This is a genomic window from Haloarcula sp. CBA1129, assembly GCF_008729015.1.
Lineage (GTDB): Archaea > Halobacteriota > Halobacteria > Halobacteriales > Haloarculaceae > Haloarcula.
Genome location: NZ_RKSM01000001.1, coordinates 437,629 through 463,359, shown reverse-complemented (window position 1 = coordinate 463,359; position 25,731 = coordinate 437,629). Strand labels below are relative to the sequence as shown.

Genomic DNA, 25,731 nt, shown 5'->3' with positions numbered 1-25,731 from the left:
GTGAAGGGCGGACGGTCCGTCCATGCGGCACTGGCAGGCTGTTTTCAGTCGAGATCGTACCGGTCGCCGATTTCAACAATTGAAAGCGTCGAGGGATGCGTGAAGCTGTTGGCGTGGTTGTGCAGCACGGTCGGCTCCGTCGTCATCCCCTTCCACATGTCCCAGTGGGTCGGGACGAGGGTGTCCAGTTGGAGTTCGTTTGTGGCTTCGATAATCATGTTCTCGTCGTTGTACCACTGCGTTCGGGTGGGCTCGCCGGTCTCCTTGTCGTCGATCATCCCGACCGTCCCGAATGCGAGGACGCCGACATCGATATCGTAGCGCTCGCCGACAGATTCGAACTCACCGGGGCGGGCGTCGCCGCCGTGGAAGAACGTGCCGGATTCGTGTTCGAACACGTACGACACCGGATGCTCGGCGTCGGGGTCGTTGGCCGGTTCGACGTGGACCGTCAGGTCACCGATTTCGAGCGTCTCGCCCTCCGTGACTTCGTGGAGTTGGTCGTCGGTGACGCCGTAGTTCTCAAGCCATGCCTCCTCCCGGATGACATCGTGCCCGCTGTCAGTGGTGTAGTAGTCCGCACCCGTACCGGCGAGAATCGGGGCTTGGGACGGCCCGTGGACGTGGTCAGTGTGTTCGTGGGTGCCCAGAATCGCGTCACACTCGGTGATGTCGTCGGGGTTGAACGGCACCGGGACCATCCGCACGGTCCGCGGCGGGTCGCCCGTGCCGAGGTACGGGTCGATGAAGACGGTCGTCCCGCCGCTCGATTTCACGATGAAGCCGTTACAGCCCAGATACCAGATCGCCAGTCCGTCAGGCGTCGCCGACTCCACCGCACGCGGGAGCCAGTCGTCCCAATCGGATTCGACTGTCATGGCGGGAGATGCCACGCCCGGTCGCTAAGATGTTTCGAAGACGCTGGGTCGTCTCCCGATGTTTGAGAACGAGGCCCCCAGTTTATTTCCCAGTTGGGTGAAAGACCACCTGTATGTACGATCACATCCTCCTCGCCTCGGATGGGACAGAAGCGTCGACCAATGCCGAATCCCACGCGATTGCCCTCGCAGCAGAACACGGTGCGGACCTCCACGTCCTGTATGTCGTCGATGAAGACGTGTACACGGCCTACAGCGGCGACGAGTACGTCGACGAATCGGAAGGGCCGGAGCACGGCCTCGAAGAGACGGGTCAGGAGACGCTGGCCCGGATACAGGCCGACGCGGAGGCGTCCGGCGTCGACGTAACGACGACCCTGAAACACGGACGGCCGGCCGAATCCATCATCGAAACCGCTGACGAGGCGGACGTCGATCTGCTCGTGCTCGGGACGAAGCGGCGGCCGGCGGAGTACCGGAGTCTCTTGGGCAGCATCACCGACAAGGTGCTTCGACTGACCGAGCGACCGGCGGTCGTGGTGAAAACCGAAGTGGAGGAGTAACTGCCCAGTCGATTGCGTGTATCGCTGACCGACGCTAACTGTCGACAGCACGGTGCCACTGACGGATGACGGCTGTCGACGGCGTCGGCGCTCTTGACCGGCGGCTCCGGAGTCAGTGCGAACCGTGACCGCGAAAAATACCGGTGGTCAGTCCTCGCAGCAACCGCCGGCTTTCTGCCCGAAGTCGACGGCCAGTTCCTCGGAGACGATTTCGTTGAGCTCCTGCAGGCGCAGTTCGAGTTCGTTCTGGGCCTCTAGGTAGTCGCTCATTACCGGGATGTCGTGGAGTTCCTCCTGCTTTTGCTGGACCTTCCGGAGGTCTTCCTGCGAGGCGTTGCCCGTCTGACGGGCGAGCATGAACTCCTCACGGATCTGCTCGAACTCCTGAATGGCCGCCTGTGCCTCGTCGTGGTTCTCGACGGCGTCTTTCGTCTCCTTGAATCGCTGGTACACCGGTAGCTCGGCGATTGCTTCGCCGAACTCTGTAGCGAGCGCTTCGACGTGGTCACCGTCGATATCAGCGGCGGTATCAGTCTCGATGCTCATCGACGTAATGTATGGACTCGGGCGGTATAGGCCTGCCGAAACCGGGTTGTTCTGGGTCAGACGGGGAGAGCAGACATGACTCTGACTGTGTCTATTCTTCCATCGACTATCTCGGACTGGCAGGCGTGCAACGGTGTGTCTTGCGTCCGTGTTTGTACAGTCTTTGTCTTTTACTGGGCATCGCTATGCTGATGGGTACGTAGCTTCGCTTGCGACATGGCCAGTTTAAATCAGTTATCAACTGATATAATCGGTCGAAAACGGTATATTCGGTTCTGGAATAGGCTTTACAATGCCAAAAACAGCTGCTGGAAACGATCTGCTACCAGAATCTATGGACAACGGCGAGGAGTTCTGGCTCCACACGTTCGAGTCCCTTATCGAGGATTTACCGGAAGCAGCATTCGTGGTCGACTCGGACGGCGACATCACGCACTGGAACGAGACGGTCGCAGGTATGCTCGGGCTCCCAGCGAGCGAGGCGGTTGGGATGAACGCCTACGACGTGTTCGGTACGGAAGGCCAAGATGAGACGCTCGCCCAAGAGGTCATCAGAACGGGGGAGCCAGTCCGCGAAAACGAGTTCCGCTCGGCCGAGCGGCCGGACGGGACGATGGCGCACGCGCGAGCGGTTGCTATCCCGCTCATGGGTCCCAGTGGGGACGCTATCGGTGCGCTGGAGCTACTGATCGATTTCAGCGATATCGTCGAACAGCGTGCGGCGCTCCAGAACCTCCAGTCACAGATGGCAACGGATGTCGAGTCGGCGGTCGGCGAGATCAGCGACTCCGCCGCGGCCGTCACCGAGCAGTCCGACGACATCAAGCAGATGGCCGGCGAGCAGTCCGACAATCTTGATGAGGTTCAGTCCGAGGTCTCCGGGTTCAGCGCGACCGTCGAGGAAATCGCCTCCAGCGCCGAGGAAGTGAGCAGCCAGAGCGGCGAGGCCAGAGAACTCGCCGAGGAGTCCGTCGAGACAGCAGAGGAAACCATCGAACGCGTCGAGGATGCGACGGAGTCCGCCGAACAGGTCGCGTCGGACTCGACGGAACTCCGGGGCCACATCGAGGAGATCGACGAGTTCGTCGAGGTCATCAACGACATCGCGGACCAGACGAACATGCTGGCACTGAACGCGAACATCGAAGCCGCGCGAAGCAACAGCGACAGCGACGGGTTCGCGGTCGTCGCCGACGAGATCAAGGAACTGGCCGACGAGTCCAAGCAGCACGCCGACGAGGTAGAGCGCATCGTCGGGGAGGTCCGCGAGATGGCCGACGACACCGCCGAAAACGTCGAGGAAACGACGGACGCAATCCAGCAGGCCCTCTCTGATCTGGAGACGGTGCTAGACAACCAGCAGGCCATCCTCGACGCGACCTCGGAGACAGAACAGGGCATCGGTGAGGTTGCGGCGGCGACGGACGATCAGGCCGCAAGCGCTGAAGAAATCGCCAGCATGATCGACGAAATCGCCCAGCGTGCCGCCGAGGTTTCCGAATCTATCGATGAAGTGGCTGACGCCAACGAGACCCAGCACCAGATGGCCCGTGACCTAGAAGAAAACGTCGAGCGGGTCGAGCGACGGCTCGCCGAGATTATGGAGTGATCCCCGCTCACCGAAACACGGGGGTTATGCCGCTCGAACGGATACAGGGTTGCAATGAGTCAAGAGCGGACTGACGGCGACCTCCGGAACACCGGACTGTCGCTCAAGCACGACCGAGAGTGGGACTACGAACTCGACCGAATCGTCGAAGCCGTCGAGGAACGGGACGCCGAAAAGGTAGGACTGCAGTTCCCCGAGGGGCTGAAACGCCGCGGTCCGGCCGTGGCCGACGACCTCCGCGAGAACCTCCCCGACGACGTGACGGTGCTGCTCTCGGGCCAGCCCTGCTATGGGGCCTGCGACCTCGACACCTACATGATGCGCCGGACGGACGTGTTCGTCCACTTCGGGCACTCGCCGATGAAAGAGTCTGACAAGATCATCTACGTGCCGCTGTTCTCGAACGTCGACGTCTTTCCCATCATGGAACAGGCCCGTGAGGAACAGCTTTCGGACCCGGAGGAGGACCCCGATGTGGGGCTGGTGACGACGGCCCAGCACATGAACAAGTTCGGCGAGATGCGCGAGTGGCTTGAGGAACGCGGCTATAACGTCCACACGCGTCGCGGCGACGAGCGGCTCACCCACGAGGGGCAGGTGCTGGGCTGTAACTACGCCAGCGCCGACGTTGACGCCGACCAGATGCTGTACGTCGGCGGCGGGAAGTTCCACCCGCTCGGGCTGGCGATGGAACACCCCGAGAAGCACGTCGTCATCGCCGACCCGGTCAACAACGTCGTCACCGTCGCGGACACGGAGAAGTTCATGAAACAGCGCTACGGCGCGGTCCACCGAGCGATGGACGCCGAGACGTGGGGCGTCATCTTCTGTACCAAGATCGGGCAGGGCCGCTGGGATCAGGCCGAAGAGATCGTCGAGAACAACGAGAACGCCTACCTCATCACGATGGACGAGGTGACGCCGGACCGGCTGACGAACTTCGGGATGGACGCCTACGTCAACACGGGCTGTCCGCGCATCACCACCGACGACGGGCCGCAGTTCAAAAAGCCGATGCTCACGCCCGGCGAGTACGAGATTGCTATCGGCGAGAAACCCCTCGACTCTCTGGAGTTCGACACCTTCCACGGTACTTGGTAACGTTCTCACAGCTGAGAACGGCGGGGACACAGTCTTGTACCGTGCAAATCGAATTCCGGTATGGCTTCTACCGAGGACGGCGTCATTTATCGGGATGTTTTCGAGGCGAACCCGGACCCGATTATGATCCACGACGCCGATACCGGGACTGTCGTCCGAGCCAACCAAGCAGCGGGGGCGTTGCTGGGGTGCGATCCACACGACATCGTCGGGCGGCACGTCGGCGAGTTCAGTCCAGAGGGGTTCTCTACGGCGGACGCGAACGGTCTGATAGCCGAGGCGGCCGAGTCAGGGACAGCGCAGGTCGAGTGGGCGATAACGGGACCCGACGGCACTGACAGGCTGGTCGAGGTCACGCTCAAGCGAGCAGTCATCGATGACACGACCCGTGTTGTGGCGTTCATTCACGATGTGACCGACGTCCGTGAGCGGGAACAGAAACACGCCGAGCAGAGCGAACAACTCCAGACGCTTATCGGAAACCTCCCTGTCGTGGTGTTCACGCTCGACCCGGACGGCACCTTCACGTACTCGGCCGGAAAGGGGCTCGAAGGCCTCGGGATAGCGCCCGGCGAGCTCGAAGGGACGTCGGTGTTCGAGACGTACGCCGAGTATCCGGACATCATCGCTGCTGTCGAACAGGCTCTCGACGGCGAAGAGCTCCGTGTGACCCAGACAGTCGATGACTTCGTTTTCGAGACGTGGTATCGGCCGGTGTTCGACGACAGCGGACAGCTCAAGCAGGTGGTCAGTGTTGCCAGAGATATCACTGCTCTCAAGCGCCGCGAGGAGCGTGTCGAGGCACTCAGTGACGCGACGAACGAACTGCTGTACAGCCGCACGGAGACGGCGGCTGCGGACACGGTCGTACAGATCGCACAGCGTATCGTCGACCAACCGCTCGCCGCAATCTGGGCATACGACAGCAGCGACGACACGCTCTATCCCATCGGTGCGACGGCGGCAGCGACTGACTTCGCCGGTGTGGAAACGCCTACAGACCTCCAGCGATGGGTCCAGACAGCGACGAGCACCGTATTTTCCACGCTGGCGAGCCAGCCGTTATCGAGGACTATCAGGAGCTATCGAGTCCGTCAGCGCCGGCAATGCCGATGCGGACGCTCCTCTGTCTCCCGCTCGATGACCGGGGGATGCTGTGTATCGGCTCCGAGACGGTGTCCTCGTTCGACGGTGACGAGCGGTTCCTGCTGGAGATTCTTGCGAGCACAGCGGCTGCCGCGCTGGAGCGAATCGAGCGAGAGACACGGCTCAAATCGAAGCAGACGGAACTGGAGCGCTCGAACGAGGCGCTCCAGCAGTTCGCCTACATCGCGTCCCACGACCTGCAGGAGCCGCTCCGGATGGTCTCAAGCTACGTCGACCTGCTGGACAGCGAATACGGCGACGACCTCGATGAAGAGGCCGCCGAGTACATGGCTTTCGCCGTCGACGGCGCTCGGCGGATGCAGGAGATGGTCGATGCCTTGCTCCGGTACTCGCGGGTCGAAACGAACGCCAGCGATTTCGAGGAGATAGACCCGGAGGGAGTCCTCAATCGGACGCTGGATGCCCTGCAGATGCGAATCGAAGAAGCGGACGCCACTGTCACGATGGAGACACTACCGCCCGTCGACGCTGACCCGAATCAGGTCGGGCAGGTGTTCCAGAACCTTCTGGAAAACGCCATCCAGTACGCTACCGAAGCCGGCATCGAACCCCGTATCGAGATCAGCGCCGACAGGGACGGTGACGACGTCGTGTTCACCGTCTCGGACAACGGACCGGGGATACCGGCGGCGGACCGCGAGGAGGTGTTCGACATCTTCCACCGGGGCGGCGTGCACGATACGGAGGGTACCGGTATCGGCTTGGCTGTCTGCCAGCGGATCGTCCTGCGCCACGACGGGCGCATCTGGGTCGAACCGTCGGACAGCGGGGCGACGTTCAAATTTACATTGCCCGCGGCGACGGGGGCGAATCGCGATGACTGATAGCGCTGAGGGCCGGCCAGTCGAGATTCTGCTGGCCGAGGACAATCCCGGGGACGTCAGACTGACCGAGAAAGCCTTAGAGAAGGGGAAGGTGCTGAACAATCTCCACGTCGTCAACGACGGCGTCGAGGCGCTGAAATTCCTCCGGCAGGAAGGCGAGTACGCGGACGCACCCCGCCCCGACCTGTTGTTGCTCGACCTCAATATGCCCCGTAAGGGAGGGCAGGAAGTCCTCAAAGAGATGAAAGCCGACGAGTCGCTCCGACGGATTCCGGTCGTCGTGCTGACCAGTTCCGAAGCGGAAGAGGACATCATCGAATCGTACGACCTGCACGCGAACGCCCACCTGACGAAACCAGTCGATTTCGACGGGTTCGTCGACATCGTGAGCAGCGTCGAGGAGTTCTTCCTCACGGTCGTCAAGCGGCCGCCGAAATAACGATGGCCGAGACGGTGCATCTCGACGTGCTCCTCGTCGAGGACAACCCGGGTGACGCCCGCCTCGTCGAGCATCACCTGAACTCCCCGGCAGTGGCACATTTTGTCGACGACGTGACAATCTCGCACGTCGATTCGCTGGCACCGGTCAGCGACCATTCCGGGGCGGCCTACGACGTGTTGCTGCTGGATCTCGGACTGCCAGAGTCGACAGGACTTGCGACACTCGACCGGGCCACCGAAATGGTGGAGGCTGTCCCGATTATCGTTCTCACGGGGATGCAGGACCAAGAGATGGCTATCGAAGCGATCAACCGCGGCGCACAGGACTACCTTCCGAAAGCGGATCTGGACGGTGACCGACTGGTGAGAGCGCTCCGGTACGCAGTCGTCAGGAGTCGCCAGCAGCGTGCCATTCAGCGCCAGACCGACCAGATGGACCTCTTCAACAGCATCCTGCAACACGACATCCTCAACGGGATGAACGTCATCCGGGCGCGAGGGGAACTCCTTGAGGACACGCTCGACAGTGAGGAGCGCGAGTACGCCTCGACGGTCGTCCAGTGGAGCGACGACCTCATCGAACTCACCGAGAAGGTCCGGTCGGTACTGGAGACGGTCACTGACGAGGGCAGTCGTGACCACGAGCACCGTGAGCTACAGACCGTCCTCACTGAGGCGGCGGACCGCGCCCGCTCGGTCAGCGACGACTGTACCGTCACCATCGAGCCACAGTCGGTCACTGTCGTCGCCGACGAACTGCTTGATGACGTGTTCGGGAACCTCTTTCTCAACGCGGTCGAACACGGCGGAGCGGACGTGACTATCGACGTGACGACGACGGTCGAGGAGGGTGTCGTGACCGTCTGTATCGCGGATGACGGGGCCGGGATTCCGGACAGTGAGGCCCGGCGCATCTTCGAGCGTGGCGAGAAGGGCTCCGAGTCCGGCGGCACGGGCTTCGGGCTGTACTTCGTGGACACGATGGTTCGGAGCTACGGCGGCGACGTCTGGGTCGAGGACAGCGAGTTCGGTGGAGTTGCCTTTTATGTCGAGCTCCCGCACGCGACGTTGTAGGGGTGGCCAACTGTCGCGCCGCCATCGGTCAATCGCATTTCACCTCCTGAGAAACGGGGCCGAATCTTCAACTCCGGGGAGGTCGAGTTACCAGCTATGGATGACCCGCTGGACGGTGTCGAGGGTAGCGACTCAACGGAGCAGGATCGCTATCTCGCGGCTATGCAGGATCTCACCGCGGCGATGGCGGCCAGCGGAGAGTCGTTCCGGGAGCGCGTCGAGCCAGTCCTAGCTGTCGGCCGGGAACATCTTGGGTTTCCGAACGGCCATATCACAGTCGTCTCCGGCGACGAACACGAAATCGTCGCCAGCAGCGGCCTCTCTGAAACAATCGCCGCCGGTGCCAAGACACCGCTTTCGGAGACGTACTGCAGACACACCCTCGACGGCTCCGGGATTCACGTCATCGCAGACGCCAGCGAGTCAATGGTGACCGACCCCGCGTACGAGCGGTTTGAACTGGAGGCGTACATCGGTGCTCCGTTGCAGGCGAACGGAGCAGAGTACGGAACGCTGTGTTTCGTCAACGACGATGAGGCGATTGCGGAGCTCTCAGACTGGCAGCAAACGCTGTTCAACCATCTCATGCAGTGGGTCGAGGCGGAGATAGAGCGCGAACTGGCCGTCGATACACGCGAGCGGAGCCAGCGGCTACTGGAGGCGACATTTAATTCACCGGAGACGTTCATCGGGATTCTCGACGCCGACGGGAACCTTATCAGGGCAAACGAAAGGGCGCTCGGGTTCATCGACGTTGATGATGAAACCGTCTTCGGGGAACCGTTCTGGGAGGCTCCGTGGTGGAACCACGATGAGGCGGTAGCGCGCCGTTGTCAGGATGCTGTCGAGCGGGCAGGTACCGGAGAGATGGTCAGGTTCGAGGCCGAGCATATCGGCGCAGATGGCCAGCGTATCTCAACGTCAGTTGTGGCGAGACCGGTCGCTGTCGACGGCACTGTGGAAAAAATAATTGTCGAGGGGACGGACATCACGGACCTCAAGCGCCGCGAAGAGCAGATGGAGTTTTTCAACAGCATTCTCAGACACGACATTCTCAACGGGATGAACGTCATCGAGGCACGGGCAGAAACGCTTGCAGACGCACTGTCCGGGACACAGGAAACCTACGCCGAGACGATCTTGGACTGGAGCCGGGACATCGTCGACCTCACACAGAAGGTCCGGAGCGTCCTGAGCACGATGTCGGACGACGGGCTGACCAAGGCAGAGACGATCGAACTGGGGCCGGTCGTCGAGGGGGCGACGAGAAAGGCGGCCTCCATGGACACGGAGTGTACGCTCAAAACAGACGTCCCTGACGGCATCGAAGTTGTGGCTGACGACCTCCTCGACGATGTTATCGGGAACATCCTGACCAATGCCGTCGAGCACGGCGGTTCAGGCACCACAGTCGAGGTGACGACGGAACGCGTCGGCTCAATGGTTCACCTTCGCATCGCGGACGATGGCCCCGGGATACCGCCCGGGGAGCGCGAGGCGATCTTCGAGAAAGGGGAGCGTGGAACCGAGTCGACGGGGACCGGGTTCGGGCTCTACTTCGTGTCGGTGATGGTCGACAGCTACGGCGGCGATATCTGGGTCGAGAACAGTGACCTCGGCGGCAGCGAGTTCGTCGTCGAACTCCCACTAGAATAACTACTGAGCATTTCCAAACGTTTTTGAATGATCTTGACGTATCTCAGGTAATGCCGACAAAGAGTGCGCTCGCCCAGCAACTCGCCGTCGTCGCCGGGTTCGACAATCCACGGGCCAGTCTCGAACAGTACCGGACACCGCCGGATCTGGCGGCGCATCTCGTCCACACCGCGGACCTCCAGAACGACATTCAGGGACGGACGGTCGTCGACCTCGGCTGTGGAACCGGTATGTTGGCGCTGGGTGCAGCGCTGCGGTCGCCCGCGCGGGTTGTCGGGCTAGATATCGACCCCGCGCCGCTGTCGACGGCGCGCGAAAACGAGCGGAAAGTCGGGTCGACGACGCCAGTGTCGTGGGTTCGAGCAGATGCCACCACGGCCCCACTGTGTCCCTCCGCCGACGAGACCACCGTTGTGATGAACCCCCCGTTCGGCGCGCAGTCGGACAACGAACACGCCGACCGTCGGTTCCTCGAAACCGCCGCAGCCATCGCGGGCGTCTCGTACTCGATTCACAACGAGGGCAGCCAAGCGTTCGTCGAGTCCTTCGCCGCCGATAACGGCGGCGAGGTGACTCACGCCTTCGAGACGGAGTTCGACCTGCCGCGACAGTTCGAGTTCCACGAGTCGGACCGACAGGCCATTACCGCGGAAGTGTACCGGATCGACTGGACCTAGCTCCGCGCCGCTTGCTGGCGGCGCTCCGCGACCTTGACGCGGGTGCCGTCGGTCCGCGCGTACAGCCGCGAGCGGTTCCGCTCGAAGGTCAGCCCGCCGACCCGCGTCCGCGTCATGTTCGCCGGAAGCGGTGCCTGCCCGACCGTTTCGTTCCCCCGTGTTACGACCACATCGAACCCGTTCTGCCGGGCCGCCACCGTCACGTTCCGTCCGTCCAGTATCACGTCCGCCGTCGACGGCTCGGAAGTGTAGGCCGTTCGGGGCTGGCCCCCCTCGCGCCTGAGCTGGACCCGGTAGACGCTAGCATTGCCGAGCACCGACCAGTCCGTCCGTTTCGCGGACACCGACTCGCGCCAAGTCGGCCCGCCGACCGTGACCCGCTCCTGCCCGTTGACCGCGAGCCGGCCGGGCTGGACGGCGGCGATCCAGATCTCCCGCTCTGCGCTGGCGACGATGACGCCACTGGCGTTGACGCTTGTCCCCTCTCTCTGCGTTGGGACCCAGATGCTCTCGAAGTATGCGTTCGGGACGTTCTCGTCGTAGGTCACCACGTAGTCTCTGACCTCAATACCGTCTTCGGGGAGCTGGTCCGCTTGCAGGTCAACGAGATTCGTCGGGATGGCAGCGAAACTCAGTGCGCTGAGGGCGACGAGTAGGATGACCACTGCGAGCGACGCCGGTCGCCGGTCGACTCCCAGTCGGAACGAGCGGTCGGAGCCGACGGTCGCCGCCGCGACGGTGAGCGCCAGAACGAACACCAGCGCCGTCCCGACCCAGCGGAACAGCCGAAACCGGCCGCCGCCGAGGGGGAGATACACCGCCCACAGCCCCTGTGCGACGGCGAACACAAGCGTCGCAAAGAACACCCGAAGCGTGTCGGGGCGTTCGTCCCGGTTCCAGAGGAGCGCGAGAGCGACGATGACACCGGCCAGAATGCCGAGAGCATGGCCCTGAATAGCGATACTGGACCACCATGGCGTCACGAACCGGGTCTGGCCTGACGCCGTCGATACAGGGTAGCGGAGTGCCGATAACAGGAGATCGAGCACGCGGGAGCCAAGCAGCGCACCGAGAAACAGCGTCGGCCGCGTCACAAGCGCGAATCCAGCGATGGCAAACACGACGCCGGAAAAGCCCACTATCGGCCCGATGGCGAACACCGCGGAGAACACGCCGACAGTGAACATGGCGACTGGAACGGCCAGAATCCGGGCGAGCGGATTCGTCTGCAGAGCTGTGAAGGTCTGGACGCCCCGCTTACGAGGGTAATGCCCCCAGACGTACTCCGCGACCGTTCCGTACACCAGTGTCCCCATGAGATTGCCCGTGAGATGCCCCTGACTGCCGTGGGTGAACGCACCGGTGAGCATCCCGAACGGATAGAAGTACGACCACGTCCGGAACGGTGTGACAAGCGGGTTCCGCGGGTGCCACCACGCGCCCTGCAGGAACAGGTACACCGCCGCGACGCCGGCCATTGTCAGCAAGGTCCCCCACGGGACCCCGAGAAGGAGCCGTGCCCGCATCTTGTCCCCAAGCCGTACGTCCGAGAAGCGACGGGCAGCAATGAGGACAGCAAGCACCACGGCAAGCACAACCGCTTCCTGCCACGGGAGCCACGCGGGAATGACCGGCGTCGGCAGCGACTGCATCATTCACGCACAGTTCGGGTACGCGACGGCTTATGGATGGCGGCAGGTGTCACTCCCGAACAGTGACAAGCCGGGAGCGGACCGGAGTCAGGCAACCGTGCCAGCGGCTCCGTCGCCTCAGAACAGGGCCATACCGACGCTGTACGGCCACGATGTGCCGGCCACCGCCAGCAACGCTATCGCGCCGCCGGCGAGGGCGACGTTCTTGAGGAACTGCGTCATCTCGTCCTGTATCTGGTCGTCCGGGACGGCCCAGAAATTATGCATCATGACGGCGGAAGCGATGAGGAACGTCGCCAGCGCCCCGGCCGCGATGACGGGGTACGCGCCGAGGATGAGGAGGACGCCGCTGACGAGGAGCAGCCCGCCGCTCCCGTAAACTGATGCCGCGGGTGCCGGAAGTCCCTTTGCCTCCGCGTAGGGAGTCATCTGCTCGGCGCTCTGGAAGTGGTTCAGACCCATGAAAGCGAGAACCCCACCGAACAGGAGCCGCCCCAGCAGGAACAGTTCGGCCGCCCCGGCGGACTCAAACGCCATCAGGCGCTCACCTCCGGAGCAGTGGGAGTTTCGCTACGTGACTGTCGAACCGCGATTGGTAGTTTCATTACGTTACTTGGTTCGCATCCGAACCTATTTGTACGTTCCCGGACAACAGAGATACTAGGTAGCATCGATGTCATCTGAAGTATTCACTGCCGCTGAGGAAGAGGAAGAGAGCGGGCCGTGTGCCGTCATCGAATCGCTGGAACAGATCGGGTCGCGCTGGCGACTAGTCGTGCTCCACGAACTCCAGAACGGCGAACAGCGGTTCAACGAGCTCAAACGCGCCACCGACGCCAGCTCTCGAACCCTCTCGCGGGTCCTCGATGACCTTCAGGAGATGGACTTCGTCGACCGTCGCCTAGAAGAGGACGCCCCGGTCGCGACGTACTACCAGCTCACCCCCAAGGGGGAATCGCTCTGTCCGGTGTTCGACGAGATCGAGGACTGGGCCGAGGAGTGGCTGGCCGGCTGCCAGAGCTAACCGACAACGCAGACTTTTCTATCCCCCGGCCCCATCGCTTTACCAATGGGAGTACGGCCACCAGCCGATAACAGCGACGAGCCAGACGTCATCGAGTTCGGTATCGCGGCACTCGACGCCCGCCTGTCGGACGTGGACATCGAGTATCCCGCGACCACGAGAGAGGTCCGGGACGCCGCCGGCCACATCGCAGTACCCTTCGACGCGTCGGGCCACTCGATGACCGTCGCCGAGGCGCTTGAGGAGACGAACGCCACGGAGTTCGACAACGAACAGGAGCTACTCAACGACCTCCATCCGATCTTCGAACGGAAACGGGAAGCCACCAGAAACAGTCTTCTCTCCCAGCTGCGCGCGTTGGTCCCGTTCTGAGCTATTTGTCGGGCTGACGCGGAGATACCGCCGGCTCTGTCCCGCTGTCGCTCTCCTCGGTGCCTTCCGCGTCGCCGGTCTGCTGGTCATCGAACACATCCGCCGGCTGATTGGGGCTCTCGTGTGTGAGTTGGACAGCGATGTCCTCCAACCGGCGCGTCTGCTCGCGGTTCACCGCCACGAGCATATCTGAGAGGACACCGAACATGAGAAGTTGGATCCCCAGCAGAATAGCGAACGAGCCGATAACGGCTATCACCTCGTGTGAGATGCTGTTGACAACCCAGTCGTAGGCCACGTACGCTCCGAGCAGGAACCCGACCACAGTGCTCCCGAGGCCGACGCTCCCGAAGTAAAAGAGCGGATTGTTGGTCTTTGCCATCTGGTACAGCGTCAGGATAATCGTTGCGCCGTCCCGGAACGGGCGGAGGTTCGTATCGGACTCGTCGGGCCGGGGCAGATAGGTGATCGGCACCACCGCCGTCGAGATGTTGTGTTTGACACACTCGACAGCCATCTCGGTCTCGATACCGAAGCCCGACGCCGTCAGCGAACTCCGCTGGAACGACTGCCGCGTAAACGCACGATACCCCGAGAGGATATCAGTGAGGTCCCGTCCGTGGATCGTTTCGAAGGCACTATTGATGATACGGTTGCCGATCTGGTTGAGTTTCGTCATCGCGCCGGGCTGCATATCCGCAAAGCGGTTTCCGATGACGTGTGCGGCCTGTCCCGAGAGCAGCGGTTCGAGCAACCGGTCTGCCTCGTCGGGCCGATATGTCGCGTCGCCGTCAGCCATCAGGACGTACGGCTGCTCGATGTGGCGCGCCACCGCCTCTCTGACGGCCTGCCCCTTCCCCGAGCCGGACTGTTCGACGACCCGTGCACCGGCTGATTCGGCGACTTCCTGTGTCTTATCGGTCGACCCGCCGTCGATGACGAGGACGTTGTCGAAGCCCTGCTCACGGAACCCGGACACGACCGACTCGATAGTCTCAGCCTCGTTGAATGTCGGCAACAGTATACAGACGTCGTCTCGGTCGGCCATCGACTCAACGTCAGCCACGCGAAGGCAAATAAATGCGGGTCTGGCCGCGGGCGGATGTTCGTTCCAGCTTCCCGCCGGTCGTCGGTGAAGCAGCGGTGACTGGGGGACTAGCTGATGACAGCCGGGACTAGCCGACAACAAACTGTCTCAGTCGTTGCGCTGCTCGCTCATGTGCTCCCAGACCTCCGCACAGCCACAGCCGTCTTCGATGTCTGCCATGTGATCGTCTTCCTCAGTCTGGGATGACGTAGTCATGTTACTCACTCTGCGAGTAACTACTCGCCGCCACCCACTAATAGATTTGGGCGGCGGGCGACGCGTTTTATACCCCTCCTGCTCATGAGCGTGTATGAGCGACCCCGCGGACGTGTTCGACTTAGTTGGGCTCACCGAATACGAGGCGACGGCACTGGAACAGTTGCTCTCGCTCGGCCGAACGACGGCTCCGAATCTCGCGGAAGCGAGCGGCATCCCGAAGGCTCGCGTCTACGGCGTGCTGGAGTCGCTGTCCGACCGCGGCTTCATCAAGGTAATTCCCGGTCGGCCCAAGGAGTACCAGCCGAAATCCCCCAGCAAAATTCTCGAACGGGCCGTCGAAAACCGCAGGCAATCATACGAGTCGTTCTCCGCAGACATCGATTCCTACCGCGATGTCTTCCTCGCCGAGTATGAACCGCAATTCGAACGCGCCAGCGAAGACATCTCGCCGACGGCCGAACTGTTCCACGTCGTCGACGTGGGCGAACCGAGCGAACGCGAAACTAGACGGCTGTACGACGACGCCGACGAGACGCTACGAGTTATCACCAACAGTTTTGCCTACCTCGACAGCGTCGAGCGCGCCCTCGAAGACGCCCTCGACCGTGGCATCGATGTCAGCGTGCTCTTCTTGCATCCCGATGCACTCCCAGCGAAGAAGGCTGCTGTCCAGGCCGACATCGTCGACCGGCTGAAAGAGGAATATCCCGCAATCGACCTGCGGTTCAGCACAGAGAAACTCCCTTGGCGCGGCACGCTCGTCGACCCGAGCATGGACTACGACAGCGGCGAGGCGATTCTGCTGGTCGAGGAACCGGACGTTCCCAACCACATGCGCCAAGCCGCGATTACAGACAACGGGTCATTCGTCGCCGGGATGAAGCGGTACTTCGATCTGATCTGGGAGTATGAGAGTGTTCGGCAGCCAAACTGAGACTACCCGGCAATGTCGTCGTACAGTGCGCCGTACTGCCCAGCGATAGCTTTGATAGTATACTTTTCTTCGACCAAGTCGCGCCCTGCTCGTGATAGTGACTCGCGACGTGATTCGTCCGACAGCAACAGACCCAGACAGTTCGTGAGGCCATCGACATCATCAACCTCATGATACAGCGCCGCGCCATCGTACAGCTCTCTAAACGTGTCGATATCCGAGAGAACCGTTGCGGTTTCCGCAGCCAGCGCCTCAGCGACGGCTGAGCAGAACCCTTCCCAGCGGGACGGCATCGCGAAGGCATCAGCTGCTTTTGCCATTGCGTAGACGGCCCGACGCTCAACCAGACCAGCGAAGTGGACCCGCGATGGAATGCCGAGTGTCTCGGCAAGGGATTCCAGACGTGATCGTTCGGGTCCGTCGCCGCAGATAGCGAGTTCCACGGGTCGGTCCGCCCGCTCATTCAGCCTTGCGACAGCCCGGATTAACGTGTCTTGGGCTTTCTGTTCGTGTAGCATGGCTGCGTTGCCAACGAGGAAAGCGCCGTCCGTGAAGTTGGCGCCGTTCGGTAGTGCGGGTGCAGTCTCATCTATGCGGTCTAAGTGGACGCCGTTCGGGATTCGCCGAACCTTTTCTTTGCGAAGTATCGCCCGCTCCCAGCGGGTGAACGATCGGTAGACGCTATCGGAGATACAGACGACACGTGTGGCAAGCGGATTAGTGATACCGTTGGCTATCCGCCCCTTCCGGGTGAACCCATCGCGAGTATTTCCCTCACGGGAAACGACCGGCACATCGACCTGACGTGCGATGATCTTCGTGAAGGCCGCAGAGTGGTTGTGGTGGGCCTGAATCAGGTCGTACTCGGAGAGAATGCTCGCAGCGCGGCGGTACGTCGCCGAATCTATACCAAGCGCTGTGTCCGGCGCGTTGAGGGACCGGACATCCAATAGCTCCTTGCCAGCGAACTGTCCCGAGCCGAACCAAGTCAAGATGTCGACGGTGTGGTCAGTATGTCGTGTCACTGCCGTCGCAATCTCCGCCGGGATACTCCCTTCGCCGACCGCGTTCACCACGAAGCAGATATCCAACGAAGCCACGGTGACTAGCCTTCACTGAGGCCGGTGAAAACGGTTGCGACCTCAGGCGTAGCCCAAGTCCTCGAGACTCTCCATTACCGAGTCCGAGACATCGACATCACCGGTGCCCTCCAGATAATCGAGGTCGTCGACCAGTTCGTCCATCCGGTCGCGGGGAGTTTCGAGAGTGCTCGACCCGGATTCGACGAACTCCCCGTCAAAGTCTTCGTACCCGTAGTAGTTTTCGGCCGTAGCGATGCCGTACAGCTTCCGGTCGTACGTCGAGAACTCGCTGGATTGTCCGGCCGCTTCCAGCTTCCGTTCGCGCCACATGTTCAGGCCGAGGTACTCCGTCAACTGCGGCTCATGATTCACAGGCGACCGGAGGTCCCGCCCGCGACCCTCATACTCGCTGTCCCCGATACCGACCATCGCCAGTATCGTCCGGTGGACATCGATGAGGCTGACAACCTCATCGCGCGTCTCCTCGCCGTCCATTCCCCAGATTGACAGCGGGACATGAGTCAGTTCTGGGTAGAGGCCCAGCCCGTGACCCCAGATTCCCTTCTCGCCGAGGTTTTCCCCGTGGTCGGCTAGCGTGATCACGTAGTCGAACTTGTTGCTGAGTTCCGTGAATATCTCCTCATACCTCTCGGATAGATACCGCACCGAGTCGCGGTAGGCCTGCCGGATGGTCTCTGCATACTCCTCGTCGACCGGCTCCTCCTGGACGGACTCTGCAAACCCGGGCATCTCCTCAAACTCTACCGTACGGTGCTCTTCAGGCGGTCTGTACGGCCCGTGGGCCTCCATCAGGTTCATGAAGAGGAAGGCGTCGTCCGCGAAGTTGGTGCCGCGAACGTGCGAGAGCGCCTCCTGTGCCCCGGAGTCAGACACAGTGTGTGTCCGGTATTTGATCTCCAGCCCGTGTTTGAGACTCGGGACCGTGTCGCAGTCACCGGAGACACACGCCCACAGTGCTTTGAGATAGCGCTGTGGTCCCTCGTCGCGGTGTTCCCGGATGAACGCATTCCACTCGAAAATGTCGTCGACCGCGTTGGCATGTTTTGAGTTCCAAGAGCCGCTGTAGCTGTCGAATCCTCTGTCCCAGCCGAACTGCCGGGAGATCTGGACGTTTGCACTGAAAGCGTGGGTATCCAGCCCCTCCGCCTGAAGTCGACGGGCCAATGGGGGGTGGGGCGGGGTGAACTGGTGGGAATTAGCGTTCGTGCCGGTCTCGATCGGATAGAGCCCGGTAAACAGCGAAGCATGTGACGGAACGGTGTAGTGACCCGGCGCATATGCGTGCTCGAAGGTGGTTCCCGGAAGCCACTCGAAGTGTCTGTCGAAGGCGTCCTTTCGGAGGGTGTCCAGTACGACGAGGGCAATGCTGGTCATACTCAACGGGAATCACGTCACCAGTATAAATCCCACTACGACGGTCTACATGTAGCCGAGGTTTTCAAGTTGGGACATCACCGCGTCGTTGTCGCCCATCGAGAGCGACTCGCCGCCGGAGCCACTGTGGTCGTGCCGATCCAGTTCGGTCTCAATGGCTCCTCGAACGTCGAGGACACTCCCGATATCCTCGACGAGACGCGGCGATGTGGCTGCGACCATTGCCTCATGGGTGTGGACGCCGTCCTGAAGCCCGTGGTCGCTCACCAGCAAAAGTTCGTCCTCCTTGCGGAGGTCCTCAACCAGCTCACCAACGAACTCGTCGAGTTCGTCGTAGGCCTGCCGCTGGAGTTTCGGGTGGTCGTAGGAGACGTGGCCGATGAGGTCAAGTCCGCTCGTGTAAGCGAATACGAGTTCTTGCCGACCGCCTCGGAGTGCTCTGCGTGCCCGGGCAAGACGAACCATCGACATCTCCAGACACTGCTCGTAGAATGTTGCAGGGTCGGCTGAGGTGTGTCCGCCCGGGGCGCTCCCATCGCGTTCAAACAGGTCCCCTAGATTCCGCCGGAGGCTGTGCTCCCGGTCCTCGGTCTCCGGATCGACGACGTAGTTCGGGATACCGATTGTTGCCGCCTCGTACCCATCGAAGACCGTCGAGAGCCCTTCTGTCTCGTAGTAGGTCGCTGGCACACGGAAGGCATCCTCGCCGGTGTTGTTGAGGAGCCACGCACCGATTCTGGTCTGGAGGCCGTCAGGCAGCAGATACTTCGCGGCAGCGCTGCCGTACCGCAAAAGTGGGTTCTCCCAGGCCACGCCATCGTCAAGCACAAGCCCGTGCTCTTTGGGGGTGAGCCCAGTGATAATCGTCGGCCATAGCTCGTGGGTACTTGGCTCCCCCTCGACGCTGTCTATCGTCTCTATGGCCCGGTAGCTGTCGAGCGTGAGGTTTGGATGGTCCGCGGGGTCTACTAGCTCCGGGTCCAGCGCGTCGATACCTATGACGACCAGCACCATGATTATTTCATCTCGGCTACGCGTCCGTTTAATACTTGTCTACTTCGGCTACTCGGCATAGCCCAGCGCTTCCAAGCGGTCTTGGACAGTCCCGTCATCAACCGCCTCAGGCTGAGAAGGATCGAACTCGACCCATGGGACGGCCGTCAGCGGTCGGATCCCAACCTTACAAGGGTGTTCGTACATCGTTGCGTCGGCGAGTCGGCCGAAAACCTCCCCATGGTCAGCGGTGATGACGACGGTGTGACCGTCGGTAACCCACGATTCGATAGCCGGAAGTAGCGTCCGCCAGATGCTCCGAACCGAGGCGCGATAGGCACTCTGGGCCAGTTCAACATCGATCTTCCCGCGGGCCATCGCCACCTGCATTCCAGCTATCTCCTCGTCGCCGTCCATCCACGGCCCGAGGTCGGGGTATGCGAGCTCCCATTCATCGTCAATCCGTGCGACGTAGGGCCAGTGAGGTTGCTGAAGGTGTGCGATGACTGGTGGCGAGTCCCCACTGACGTGCTCTGTAACTCTATCGAGGACTGGTTCGGGCAGCACGGTCTGGCGTCGTTCATCCCAGTGGCTCTGCCAAAAGTGTTCCAGTGAGTCGGCCCCAAACTCAAACTTTTTATACTGCGGATTTGCGGTCAGGACTGTCTTCCCGGCGAACAGGTCGCGATCTGCAGCAGCCGCGAGCCAGTCCGGGGTACAGCTGGCTGGCGTGGTCACTTCTTGGACAGGCCAGTCGACAGCGTCCCGACAGGTGTCGAGCCGACAGGCGTCAAGGACGAGCAGGACATCCCAGTCACCCTCCGCGATTCGCTGATGCTGGTCAGCGTCGGCCATCGAGGTAGCCCGCTGGAGCAGCCACTTCCTGAGCCGATAGGAGAGCTGCTCGCTGGCGCTGGTGTCAGCCGTTGGGCTTTCGGGCATGCGTCCGGGTATCCCACCGTTCGTGATAAATCATCCGTCTCCATCTGGAACCGGAATATAAATTACTCGAGGGCTAGTCATGAAAAACTACACCGTATGTCGACGCCGAATATCGTCTGGATCACTCTTGACAGCCTCCGGTCGGATCACACGACAATCGGAGGGTACGAGCGCGACACGACCCCGGAGATGGCCGACCTAGCCGCCTCAGGCCACGGATTCGATACGTGCATCGCCCACGGTAAATCTACGCTTCCTTCTAGCGGTGCAATCTTGACGGGTTACGCTCCAACCCACACGAACATCGGGATTGAGGGGAACGCGGTTCCAGACAGTATTACGACGATCGCGGAGCGATTCCGCGATGCCGGCTACCGGACGGCTTGCCTGTCGCGCAATTCCTACCTCAGCTCAGCAACCAATCTTGATCGTGGCTTCGATAGGTTTCAGTGGCTCGCATCTTCAACGATTCATCGGGCCGGTGCAAAGACCCTCGCCTCGTACCTCTGGAACATCCGGAACCACTCAGCCGGGCTGACAACGGACACGTCAAAACACGCGTCACCACTGTTGATGAACGGCGTCGCGAAGCGATGGCTGGGTGGCTTCGAATCCGAATCCAAGCCGTTCTTTTTCTATCTCCATTACAACGAACCCCACCGACCCTATTATCCACCGGGGAAGTACCTCGATACCTTCACTGATGACCTCGAGATGTCCGGGCGGGAGGCCGCCGAACTGGCGCTCGATATTCACTACGACCTCGATGAAATTATCGCAAACGGCTGCGAGTTGACCGACCAAGAGTGGGCTGCTCTGCGAGCGATGTACGACGCGGAGATTGCCTACACAGACGAAATGGTAGGCCGGCTCGTCTCGCATTTACGTTCGCTCGATCTTGGCGACACTATCGTCGTGGTGACTGGCGACCACGGCGAACTGTTCGGCGAGTGGGGATTGCTCTCGCACAGCTACGTCCTGAACGACGCCGTCACCCGCGTCCCGCTTGTCATCAGCGGACTTGACGAGCCGCTGACCGTCAACAACGGGGACATCATCCAGCACAGCGACGTGATGCGAACATTGCTCGAAGTCGCCGGCGTGGACGGATCGGATACAATTGGAGTCGACCTTCGTGAAGAGGGCCGTGAGTTCGCCGTCTCTCAGCGGGGCCCGAACACCTACGAGGAACTGCTCACCCACAACCCCGACTTCGACTACTCGGCGCTCCACACCGGGACGCTGAGTGCGCTCCGGACAGAAGGGTGGCGCTATCAGGAGAGTGCAGAGGGTTCGGAATTGTTTGATTTATCCGATGAGGAGACCGACGTGCGCGAGACGTACCCCGAAGTGGCCGAGTCGCTACAGTCCGACCTCGCCGACTGGGTTGAGGCGAACGGCCAGCCGGTTTCGGGGGGACAGCAGGAGGAGTTTTCCGGAGCGGTCCAACGCCAGCTCCGCGACTTGGGCTACATGGAATGAAGCTTGGGAAAACCGCCTTCTCGCACTTTGTCTCACAGGTCGTTGTCACGCTGGCCGGTTTCGCGGCAACATGGCTCATAGCTGTTGTTCTGGGTGCAGACGGGCTTGGACGGTATTCTGTCATCGTCTCACTGGGCTTCTTTTGGCTAGTGATCCCGGGCAACGCTGTTTCGAACGCGATGAAAAAGCGGATTAGCGAGGGGGACAGTCCGGCTGGATTCATCGGCGGCGGTATCCTGCTCAACGCGGTTGCGACTGCCGTGCTCGGCGTCCTCGTCTTGGCGGCCGGCGAACTCCTCGGGGGGATTGTTTCCCGCAACCGCGAGCTGATGCGGGTCCTCATCGATTACGACGTGGAAATCGTGATCATGCTGGTCGCAACGGTAGCATATCGGACGGCACAGGGCAGCTTGCAAGGTCAGAAACGAGTCGCTGCGACGGGTTGGCTCAAGGCCGGCGAACGCGTGACACGGACCGCTCTACAGATCGGGGCGCTCCTAGCAGCGATGGGCGTGGCCGGCATCGCGCTGGGCCACGCTTTGTCACTTGCCGTCGCCGCCGTGGCTGCTTTCCTGCTGAGCGAGCGGGAGCCGGCGCTGCCCACTGTCGACCAGCTCCGGAGCCTCGTCGACTACGCCAAGTATGCGTGGATGGGAGCGCTCCGAGGCCGGGTATTCGGCTGGCTCGACACTATATTTCTCTCCTTTTTCGTTAGTGCATCTCTCATCGGCATCTACGAGGCGGCGTGGGGTGTCGCGTCGATGCTTGCCATCGCGAGTTCTTCGATCAGCCAGACGCTTTTTCCCGAGGTCAGCGACCTGAGCACGGAGGACGGCTACGACCGTATCGTCCACTACCTCGACGAGGCACTGGCGTTTAGCGGTATCCTCGTCATTCCGGGGCTTGTCGGCGCGGCTGTCATCGGTGACCGAGTTCTCCGGTTCTACCGACCGGAGTTCGAACAAGGTGCGACGGTGTTGCTCATCCTCATCGCGGCGTATCTTGCCGACGCGTTCGCTTCCCAGTTCACAAACGTTATCAACGGGGTCGACAGGCCCGACGCAGCATTCCGTGTAAACATGGTTTTCATTGTCTCTAACGCGATCCTGAATGCAGTTCTCATCTGGCAGCTCAGCTGGACGGGTGCGGCAATCGCCACCGCGTTATCGTCGCTGCTTCGGGCGCTAATCGGTTACTGGGTACTTGGAAACATCGTCGGATCTATCCGGATCCCGTACCGGACACTCAGCACTCAAATCGCCGCTGCCGCGCTGATGGCCGCCGCAGTCTCTCCCGTCGCCATGCTGATGCCCCCCGGGCGGCTGGGTACGCTGCTGCTCGCCGGCTTCGGCGGGGTCGTCTACGCTGTCGTCCTCATAGTCATCTCAGCCCGGGTTCGCTCGAAGGCCCAGTTGCTTATGCCGGAAACGATACTATAGCAATCCTTAATTATGCCACTGGCGGACGCAGTACCATGAACAACGTCCTCCTCGTTACTATCGATTCGCTACGAGCGGACCACGTGGGGTATCACGGGTACGAACGAGATACCACGCCACATATCGACGCGTACGCCGAAGAAAGCAGCACGTTCCTGAACGCCTTCTCCCATGTCGGCGGCACCCGTTTTTCATTTCCCGGCATCCTCTCGGGCGTGACGCCGATGATGTATGGCGGTCACGAGCGAATTTCCGAGGAACAGACCCTTATATCCGAGGTGTTCGACGACGCCGGCTACCGCACCGGTGGGTTTCACTCGAACCTCTACGTCTCCGGGAAGTTCGGCTACGACCGGGGTTGGGACGAGTTCTACGACTCGGCGCCCGACGAGTCGACTACCTCGAAGCTCCGCAAGTGGGCCAAGACGAACCTCGACGGCACGCTGCTCTCCCTCCTGAGGCGGGGCTACGACTTCCTCGAGTCCTCACAGGGCATCAACGTCGGGTCCTATCACGTCCCGGCCGATGAAATTACTGACCGGGCGATTCAGTTCATCGAGGATAGCGACGATGAGACGCCGACGTTCGTCTGGGCACACTACATGGACGTCCACCATCCCTTCCTCCCGCCCGAGGAATACCAGCTGGAGTTCCGGGACGAGCCGGTGTCCGACAACGACTCGATCCAGCTTCGTAGAAAGTTCATCGAAGAGCCTGAGGCAGTGACAGCGGAAGAGCACCAGACGTTCATTGATCTCTATGATGCGGAGATACGGTTCAACGACGCGGAGGTCGGTCGCCTCATGGACGCCGTCAAGTCGACGTGGGGAGACGACTACGTGATGGCATTGACGGCGGACCACGGCGATCACTTCCTCGAGCACGGTTACTTCGGCGGTGCTCGCCTGCTTGACGTGAAGAACCACGTCCCGCTCCTGATTAACGGCTGGGACGATACAGGGAGCTACGATGAGCTAGTCGGGCTGACTGACCTGCCCTGTACGCTCGTCGACACCGCTGGACTCGATATTCCGGACAACTGGTTTGGACAGAGCCTCCGGCGACTCGCCTTCGACGGAGAGTGGGATCGCAGCGAGATTCTGGGCGGTTACCGCGACAGCGACGGGTACGAGCACATCCGCGTCCGAGAGCCAGAGTGGAAGCTTATTGCCCACGAGGACGACACAGACGACGAACTGTACGACCTGACAGCGGACCCTGAAGAACAGGTAAACGTCATCGAGGACCACCCATCTCAGGAGCGGCGGCTTCGCAAACGACTCGATGACCACCGGCAACTCGTCCGGGCGACAGAGGCGGACGACGTCGAGCGCCCGGATATGGACGAGAACGTCAAGGAACGGCTCCGTCGGTTGGGTTACGACGAGTAGCCAGTGACGGAACGAAGGATACTGCGGTATCGCTCACAGGCCGCGTCGAAACTGTACTCGCATTCGATCAGGGTACGTCCGTTCTCGCTGATTGCTGCCAGATCGTCTCTGTTGAGGATCCTCTTGATACCCGCCGCCAGTGCTGTGGGCTCGCGCGAGTCGATGGTGAAGCCGGTCTCTCCGTCCCTGACCACGTCCGGGACACCCGAGACCGGGCTGGCGTATACCGGCGTTCCGCAAGCCAGCGCCTCCAGAATAGTCGTCGGGAGTCCTTCGGTCGGCTGAGAGGGCAGGATCAGGAGGTCAAGGTCGTTCAGGGCGCGAGGAACCTTGTGGTGGTCGACCCAACCGGTCAGTTCCACCCGGCCAGCCTCGATCTCTTTGGCGAGTTCCCGTTCCAGCCACTCTCGGAGGTCACCGTCCCCGACAAACCGGAAGGTGATGTCGTCGGGAAGCTGCTTGGCAACTGCTGCCAGCTCTCGCACGCCCTTCTCTTCGTCGAGTCGCCCGAGGAATCCGACAACGCGGCCACGGTCAGTGTAGGGTCGCTGGACGCAAAATTCGTCCGTCCGGACGTATCGCGCGCCCGTTGGATACACAGTAGGGGATTCCGGATACAGGTCCAGCTGGCGAGCCATCTCCGGTGTGTAGGTGATGACGCCGTGGGCTGTGGCGAAGCCAGCTCGCTCAAGTCTCCGGACGGCGCCGGCCAGTCCGGCAGCCACCCAGTCTGGCAACTGCTGTTCCCAGTTCAGCCGGAGTGTCAGCGGTACGTCGCCGCGGGGTTCGACAAGAACTGTTTTACCGAGCAGCCGAGCGGCGATAATAGGTAATAGGTACGATGTTGCGCCGAAAAACAGCACTACGTCTTCGTCGCGGTCGGCGATGACGCGGCACATCCGAAGTTGGTTCAGCAGGAACCGGAACGCGGCGGTGACGACGGAGTCACCCGCGCCTTTCTGTGTGAGTTCGACGAGTTCGTGCCGGTCACGAATCTCGGAGTCAGCCGGCAGGTCAGCCGTCACGAGCGCGACCGATGTCACAGCCGATAGGATATCCAGTAGACTCCGCGTGGCGTTCTCACCGGCGGCGGCAAGCGGATGGGTCACGACACAGACGCTCGGAAGGTCCGTTCCCTGTGCATCCACGTCAGCCTCTTCGCGACGTTTTGGTTCCGTCATCT

The 25,731-nt window shown here is 61.6% G+C and carries 24 protein-coding genes and 1 pseudogene; 15 read left to right on the top strand and 10 right to left on the bottom strand.

Features of this window, described 5'->3' with window-relative positions; translation table 11 throughout:
• Positions 1-44 precede the first annotated feature (44 nt).
• The gene (locus tag Har1129_RS02300; protein ID WP_151099183.1) at positions 45-878 is read right to left on the bottom strand and encodes an MBL fold metallo-hydrolase; all 834 of its coding nucleotides are present in this window, start codon (positions 876-878) and stop codon (positions 45-47) included.
• A gap of 113 nt (positions 879-991) precedes the next feature.
• Between Har1129_RS02300 and Har1129_RS02295 the strand changes: the two genes are divergently transcribed.
• The gene (locus Har1129_RS02295; RefSeq protein WP_151099182.1) at positions 992-1,441 is read left to right on the top strand and encodes a universal stress protein; all 450 of its coding nucleotides are present in this window, start codon (positions 992-994) and stop codon (positions 1,439-1,441) included.
• A gap of 147 nt (positions 1,442-1,588) precedes the next feature.
• Here the strand turns inward: Har1129_RS02295 and Har1129_RS02290 are convergent, their stop codons facing one another.
• Complete coding sequence (locus Har1129_RS02290; RefSeq protein WP_004593080.1) at positions 1,589-1,987, bottom strand: YlbF family regulator; 399 nt, start codon at positions 1,985-1,987, stop codon at positions 1,589-1,591.
• A 334-nt stretch (positions 1,988-2,321) separates the two neighbouring features.
• On the opposite strand from Har1129_RS02290, the gene Har1129_RS02285 reads away from it, so the two are divergent.
• The 8 genes and pseudogenes from Har1129_RS02285 to Har1129_RS02255 all read left to right on the top strand — a co-directional run bounded on the left by Har1129_RS02285 (position 2,322) and on the right by Har1129_RS02255 (position 10,536).
• On the top strand, positions 2,322-3,596 hold the full coding sequence (locus Har1129_RS02285) for a methyl-accepting chemotaxis protein (protein WP_151102068.1): 1,275 nt from the start codon (positions 2,322-2,324) through the stop codon (positions 3,594-3,596).
• A gap of 54 nt (positions 3,597-3,650) precedes the next feature.
• Entirely contained in the window at positions 3,651-4,697 is a 1,047-nt protein-coding gene (gene dph2 / locus Har1129_RS02280; RefSeq protein WP_151099181.1) for a diphthamide biosynthesis enzyme Dph2, read from the top strand.
• Between the two features lie 60 nt (positions 4,698-4,757).
• Positions 4,758-5,432: pseudogene (locus Har1129_RS20830) on the top strand (PAS domain-containing protein); the annotation flags it as partial.
• Positions 5,433-5,707: 275 nt separating this feature from the next.
• Positions 5,708-6,688, top strand: coding sequence for an ATP-binding protein (locus Har1129_RS20825; RefSeq protein ID WP_225307721.1), 981 nt, complete (start codon positions 5,708-5,710; stop codon positions 6,686-6,688).
• Positions 6,681-7,127, top strand: coding sequence for a response regulator (locus tag Har1129_RS02270; protein WP_151099180.1), 447 nt, complete (start codon positions 6,681-6,683; stop codon positions 7,125-7,127). Before Har1129_RS20825 ends, Har1129_RS02270 begins: the two co-directional genes overlap by 8 nt.
• Before the next feature lie 2 nt (positions 7,128-7,129).
• Complete coding sequence (locus tag Har1129_RS02265; protein ID WP_151099179.1) at positions 7,130-8,203, top strand: ATP-binding protein; 1,074 nt, start codon at positions 7,130-7,132, stop codon at positions 8,201-8,203.
• A 96-nt stretch (positions 8,204-8,299) separates the two neighbouring features.
• A complete protein-coding gene (locus Har1129_RS02260) occupies positions 8,300-9,859 on the top strand; it encodes an ATP-binding protein (protein WP_151099178.1) in 1,560 nt (519 codons plus the stop codon).
• Positions 9,860-9,909: 50 nt separating this feature from the next.
• Positions 9,910-10,536, top strand: coding sequence for an METTL5 family protein (locus tag Har1129_RS02255; protein ID WP_151099177.1), 627 nt, complete (start codon positions 9,910-9,912; stop codon positions 10,534-10,536).
• On the opposite strand, the gene Har1129_RS02250 is transcribed toward Har1129_RS02255, so the two are convergent.
• Together Har1129_RS02250 and Har1129_RS02245 are read right to left on the bottom strand one after the other, a co-directional pair.
• Positions 10,533-12,191 carry a rhomboid family intramembrane serine protease gene (locus tag Har1129_RS02250; protein WP_151099176.1) on the bottom strand — a complete coding sequence of 553 codons (1,659 nt, stop codon included), beginning with the start codon at positions 12,189-12,191 and terminating at the stop codon, positions 10,533-10,535. The genes Har1129_RS02255 and Har1129_RS02250 overlap by 4 nt on opposite strands.
• Before the next feature lie 114 nt (positions 12,192-12,305).
• The gene (locus tag Har1129_RS02245) at positions 12,306-12,725 is read right to left on the bottom strand and encodes a DoxX family membrane protein (RefSeq protein ID WP_151099175.1); all 420 of its coding nucleotides are present in this window, start codon (positions 12,723-12,725) and stop codon (positions 12,306-12,308) included.
• Positions 12,726-12,861: 136 nt separating this feature from the next.
• Between Har1129_RS02245 and Har1129_RS02240 the strand changes: the two genes are divergently transcribed.
• On the top strand, positions 12,862-13,212 hold the full coding sequence (locus tag Har1129_RS02240) for a helix-turn-helix domain-containing protein (protein WP_151099174.1): 351 nt from the start codon (positions 12,862-12,864) through the stop codon (positions 13,210-13,212).
• Positions 13,213-13,257: 45 nt separating this feature from the next.
• Positions 13,258-13,584 carry a hypothetical protein gene (locus tag Har1129_RS02235; RefSeq protein WP_151099173.1) on the top strand — a complete coding sequence of 109 codons (327 nt, stop codon included), beginning with the start codon at positions 13,258-13,260 and terminating at the stop codon, positions 13,582-13,584.
• A gap of 1 nt (position 13,585) precedes the next feature.
• Here Har1129_RS02235 and aglJ read toward each other — a convergent pair whose 3' ends face one another.
• On the bottom strand, positions 13,586-14,632 hold the full coding sequence (gene aglJ, locus Har1129_RS02230; protein ID WP_151099172.1) for an S-layer glycoprotein N-glycosyltransferase AglJ: 1,047 nt from the start codon (positions 14,630-14,632) through the stop codon (positions 13,586-13,588).
• A gap of 349 nt (positions 14,633-14,981) precedes the next feature.
• On the opposite strand from aglJ, the gene Har1129_RS02225 reads away from it, so the two are divergent.
• A complete protein-coding gene (locus Har1129_RS02225; protein ID WP_151099171.1) occupies positions 14,982-15,824 on the top strand; it encodes a TrmB family transcriptional regulator in 843 nt (280 codons plus the stop codon).
• Positions 15,825-15,826: 2 nt separating this feature from the next.
• Here Har1129_RS02225 and Har1129_RS02220 read toward each other — a convergent pair whose 3' ends face one another.
• Genes Har1129_RS02220 through Har1129_RS02205 form a run of 4 tightly spaced genes read right to left on the bottom strand, consistent with a single transcriptional unit; the run spans position 15,827 to position 20,236 of the window.
• Positions 15,827-16,924 carry a glycosyltransferase family 4 protein gene (locus tag Har1129_RS02220; RefSeq protein WP_225307720.1) on the bottom strand — a complete coding sequence of 366 codons (1,098 nt, stop codon included), beginning with the start codon at positions 16,922-16,924 and terminating at the stop codon, positions 15,827-15,829.
• A gap of 42 nt (positions 16,925-16,966) precedes the next feature.
• Positions 16,967-18,301: a sulfatase-like hydrolase/transferase gene (locus Har1129_RS02215; RefSeq protein WP_151099170.1), complete on the bottom strand. Its 1,335-nt coding sequence runs from the start codon at positions 18,299-18,301 to the stop codon at positions 16,967-16,969.
• Between the two features lie 45 nt (positions 18,302-18,346).
• The gene (locus Har1129_RS02210; protein WP_151099169.1) at positions 18,347-19,315 is read right to left on the bottom strand and encodes an alkaline phosphatase family protein; all 969 of its coding nucleotides are present in this window, start codon (positions 19,313-19,315) and stop codon (positions 18,347-18,349) included.
• A gap of 48 nt (positions 19,316-19,363) precedes the next feature.
• Positions 19,364-20,236 (bottom strand): hypothetical protein, encoded by an 873-nt coding sequence (locus tag Har1129_RS02205; protein ID WP_151099168.1) that lies wholly within the window; start codon positions 20,234-20,236, stop codon positions 19,364-19,366.
• Positions 20,237-20,332: 96 nt separating this feature from the next.
• Here Har1129_RS02205 and Har1129_RS02200 point away from each other — a divergent pair, with 96 nt between their 5' ends.
• Genes Har1129_RS02200 through Har1129_RS02190 form a run of 3 tightly spaced genes read left to right on the top strand, consistent with a single transcriptional unit; the run spans position 20,333 to position 24,548 of the window.
• Positions 20,333-21,718, top strand: coding sequence for a sulfatase (locus Har1129_RS02200; protein ID WP_151099167.1), 1,386 nt, complete (start codon positions 20,333-20,335; stop codon positions 21,716-21,718).
• On the top strand, positions 21,715-23,157 hold the full coding sequence (locus tag Har1129_RS02195) for a lipopolysaccharide biosynthesis protein (RefSeq protein WP_151099166.1): 1,443 nt from the start codon (positions 21,715-21,717) through the stop codon (positions 23,155-23,157). Before Har1129_RS02200 ends, Har1129_RS02195 begins: the two co-directional genes overlap by 4 nt.
• 35 nt (positions 23,158-23,192) lie before the next feature.
• Positions 23,193-24,548 (top strand): sulfatase, encoded by a 1,356-nt coding sequence (locus Har1129_RS02190; protein ID WP_151099165.1) that lies wholly within the window; start codon positions 23,193-23,195, stop codon positions 24,546-24,548.
• Here Har1129_RS02190 and Har1129_RS02185 read toward each other — a convergent pair.
• Positions 24,536-25,729: a glycosyltransferase family 4 protein gene (locus Har1129_RS02185; protein ID WP_151099164.1), complete on the bottom strand. Its 1,194-nt coding sequence runs from the start codon at positions 25,727-25,729 to the stop codon at positions 24,536-24,538. The two genes, Har1129_RS02190 and Har1129_RS02185, sit on opposite strands and share 13 nt — an antisense overlap.
• Between the last annotated feature and the right edge of the window lie 2 nt (positions 25,730-25,731).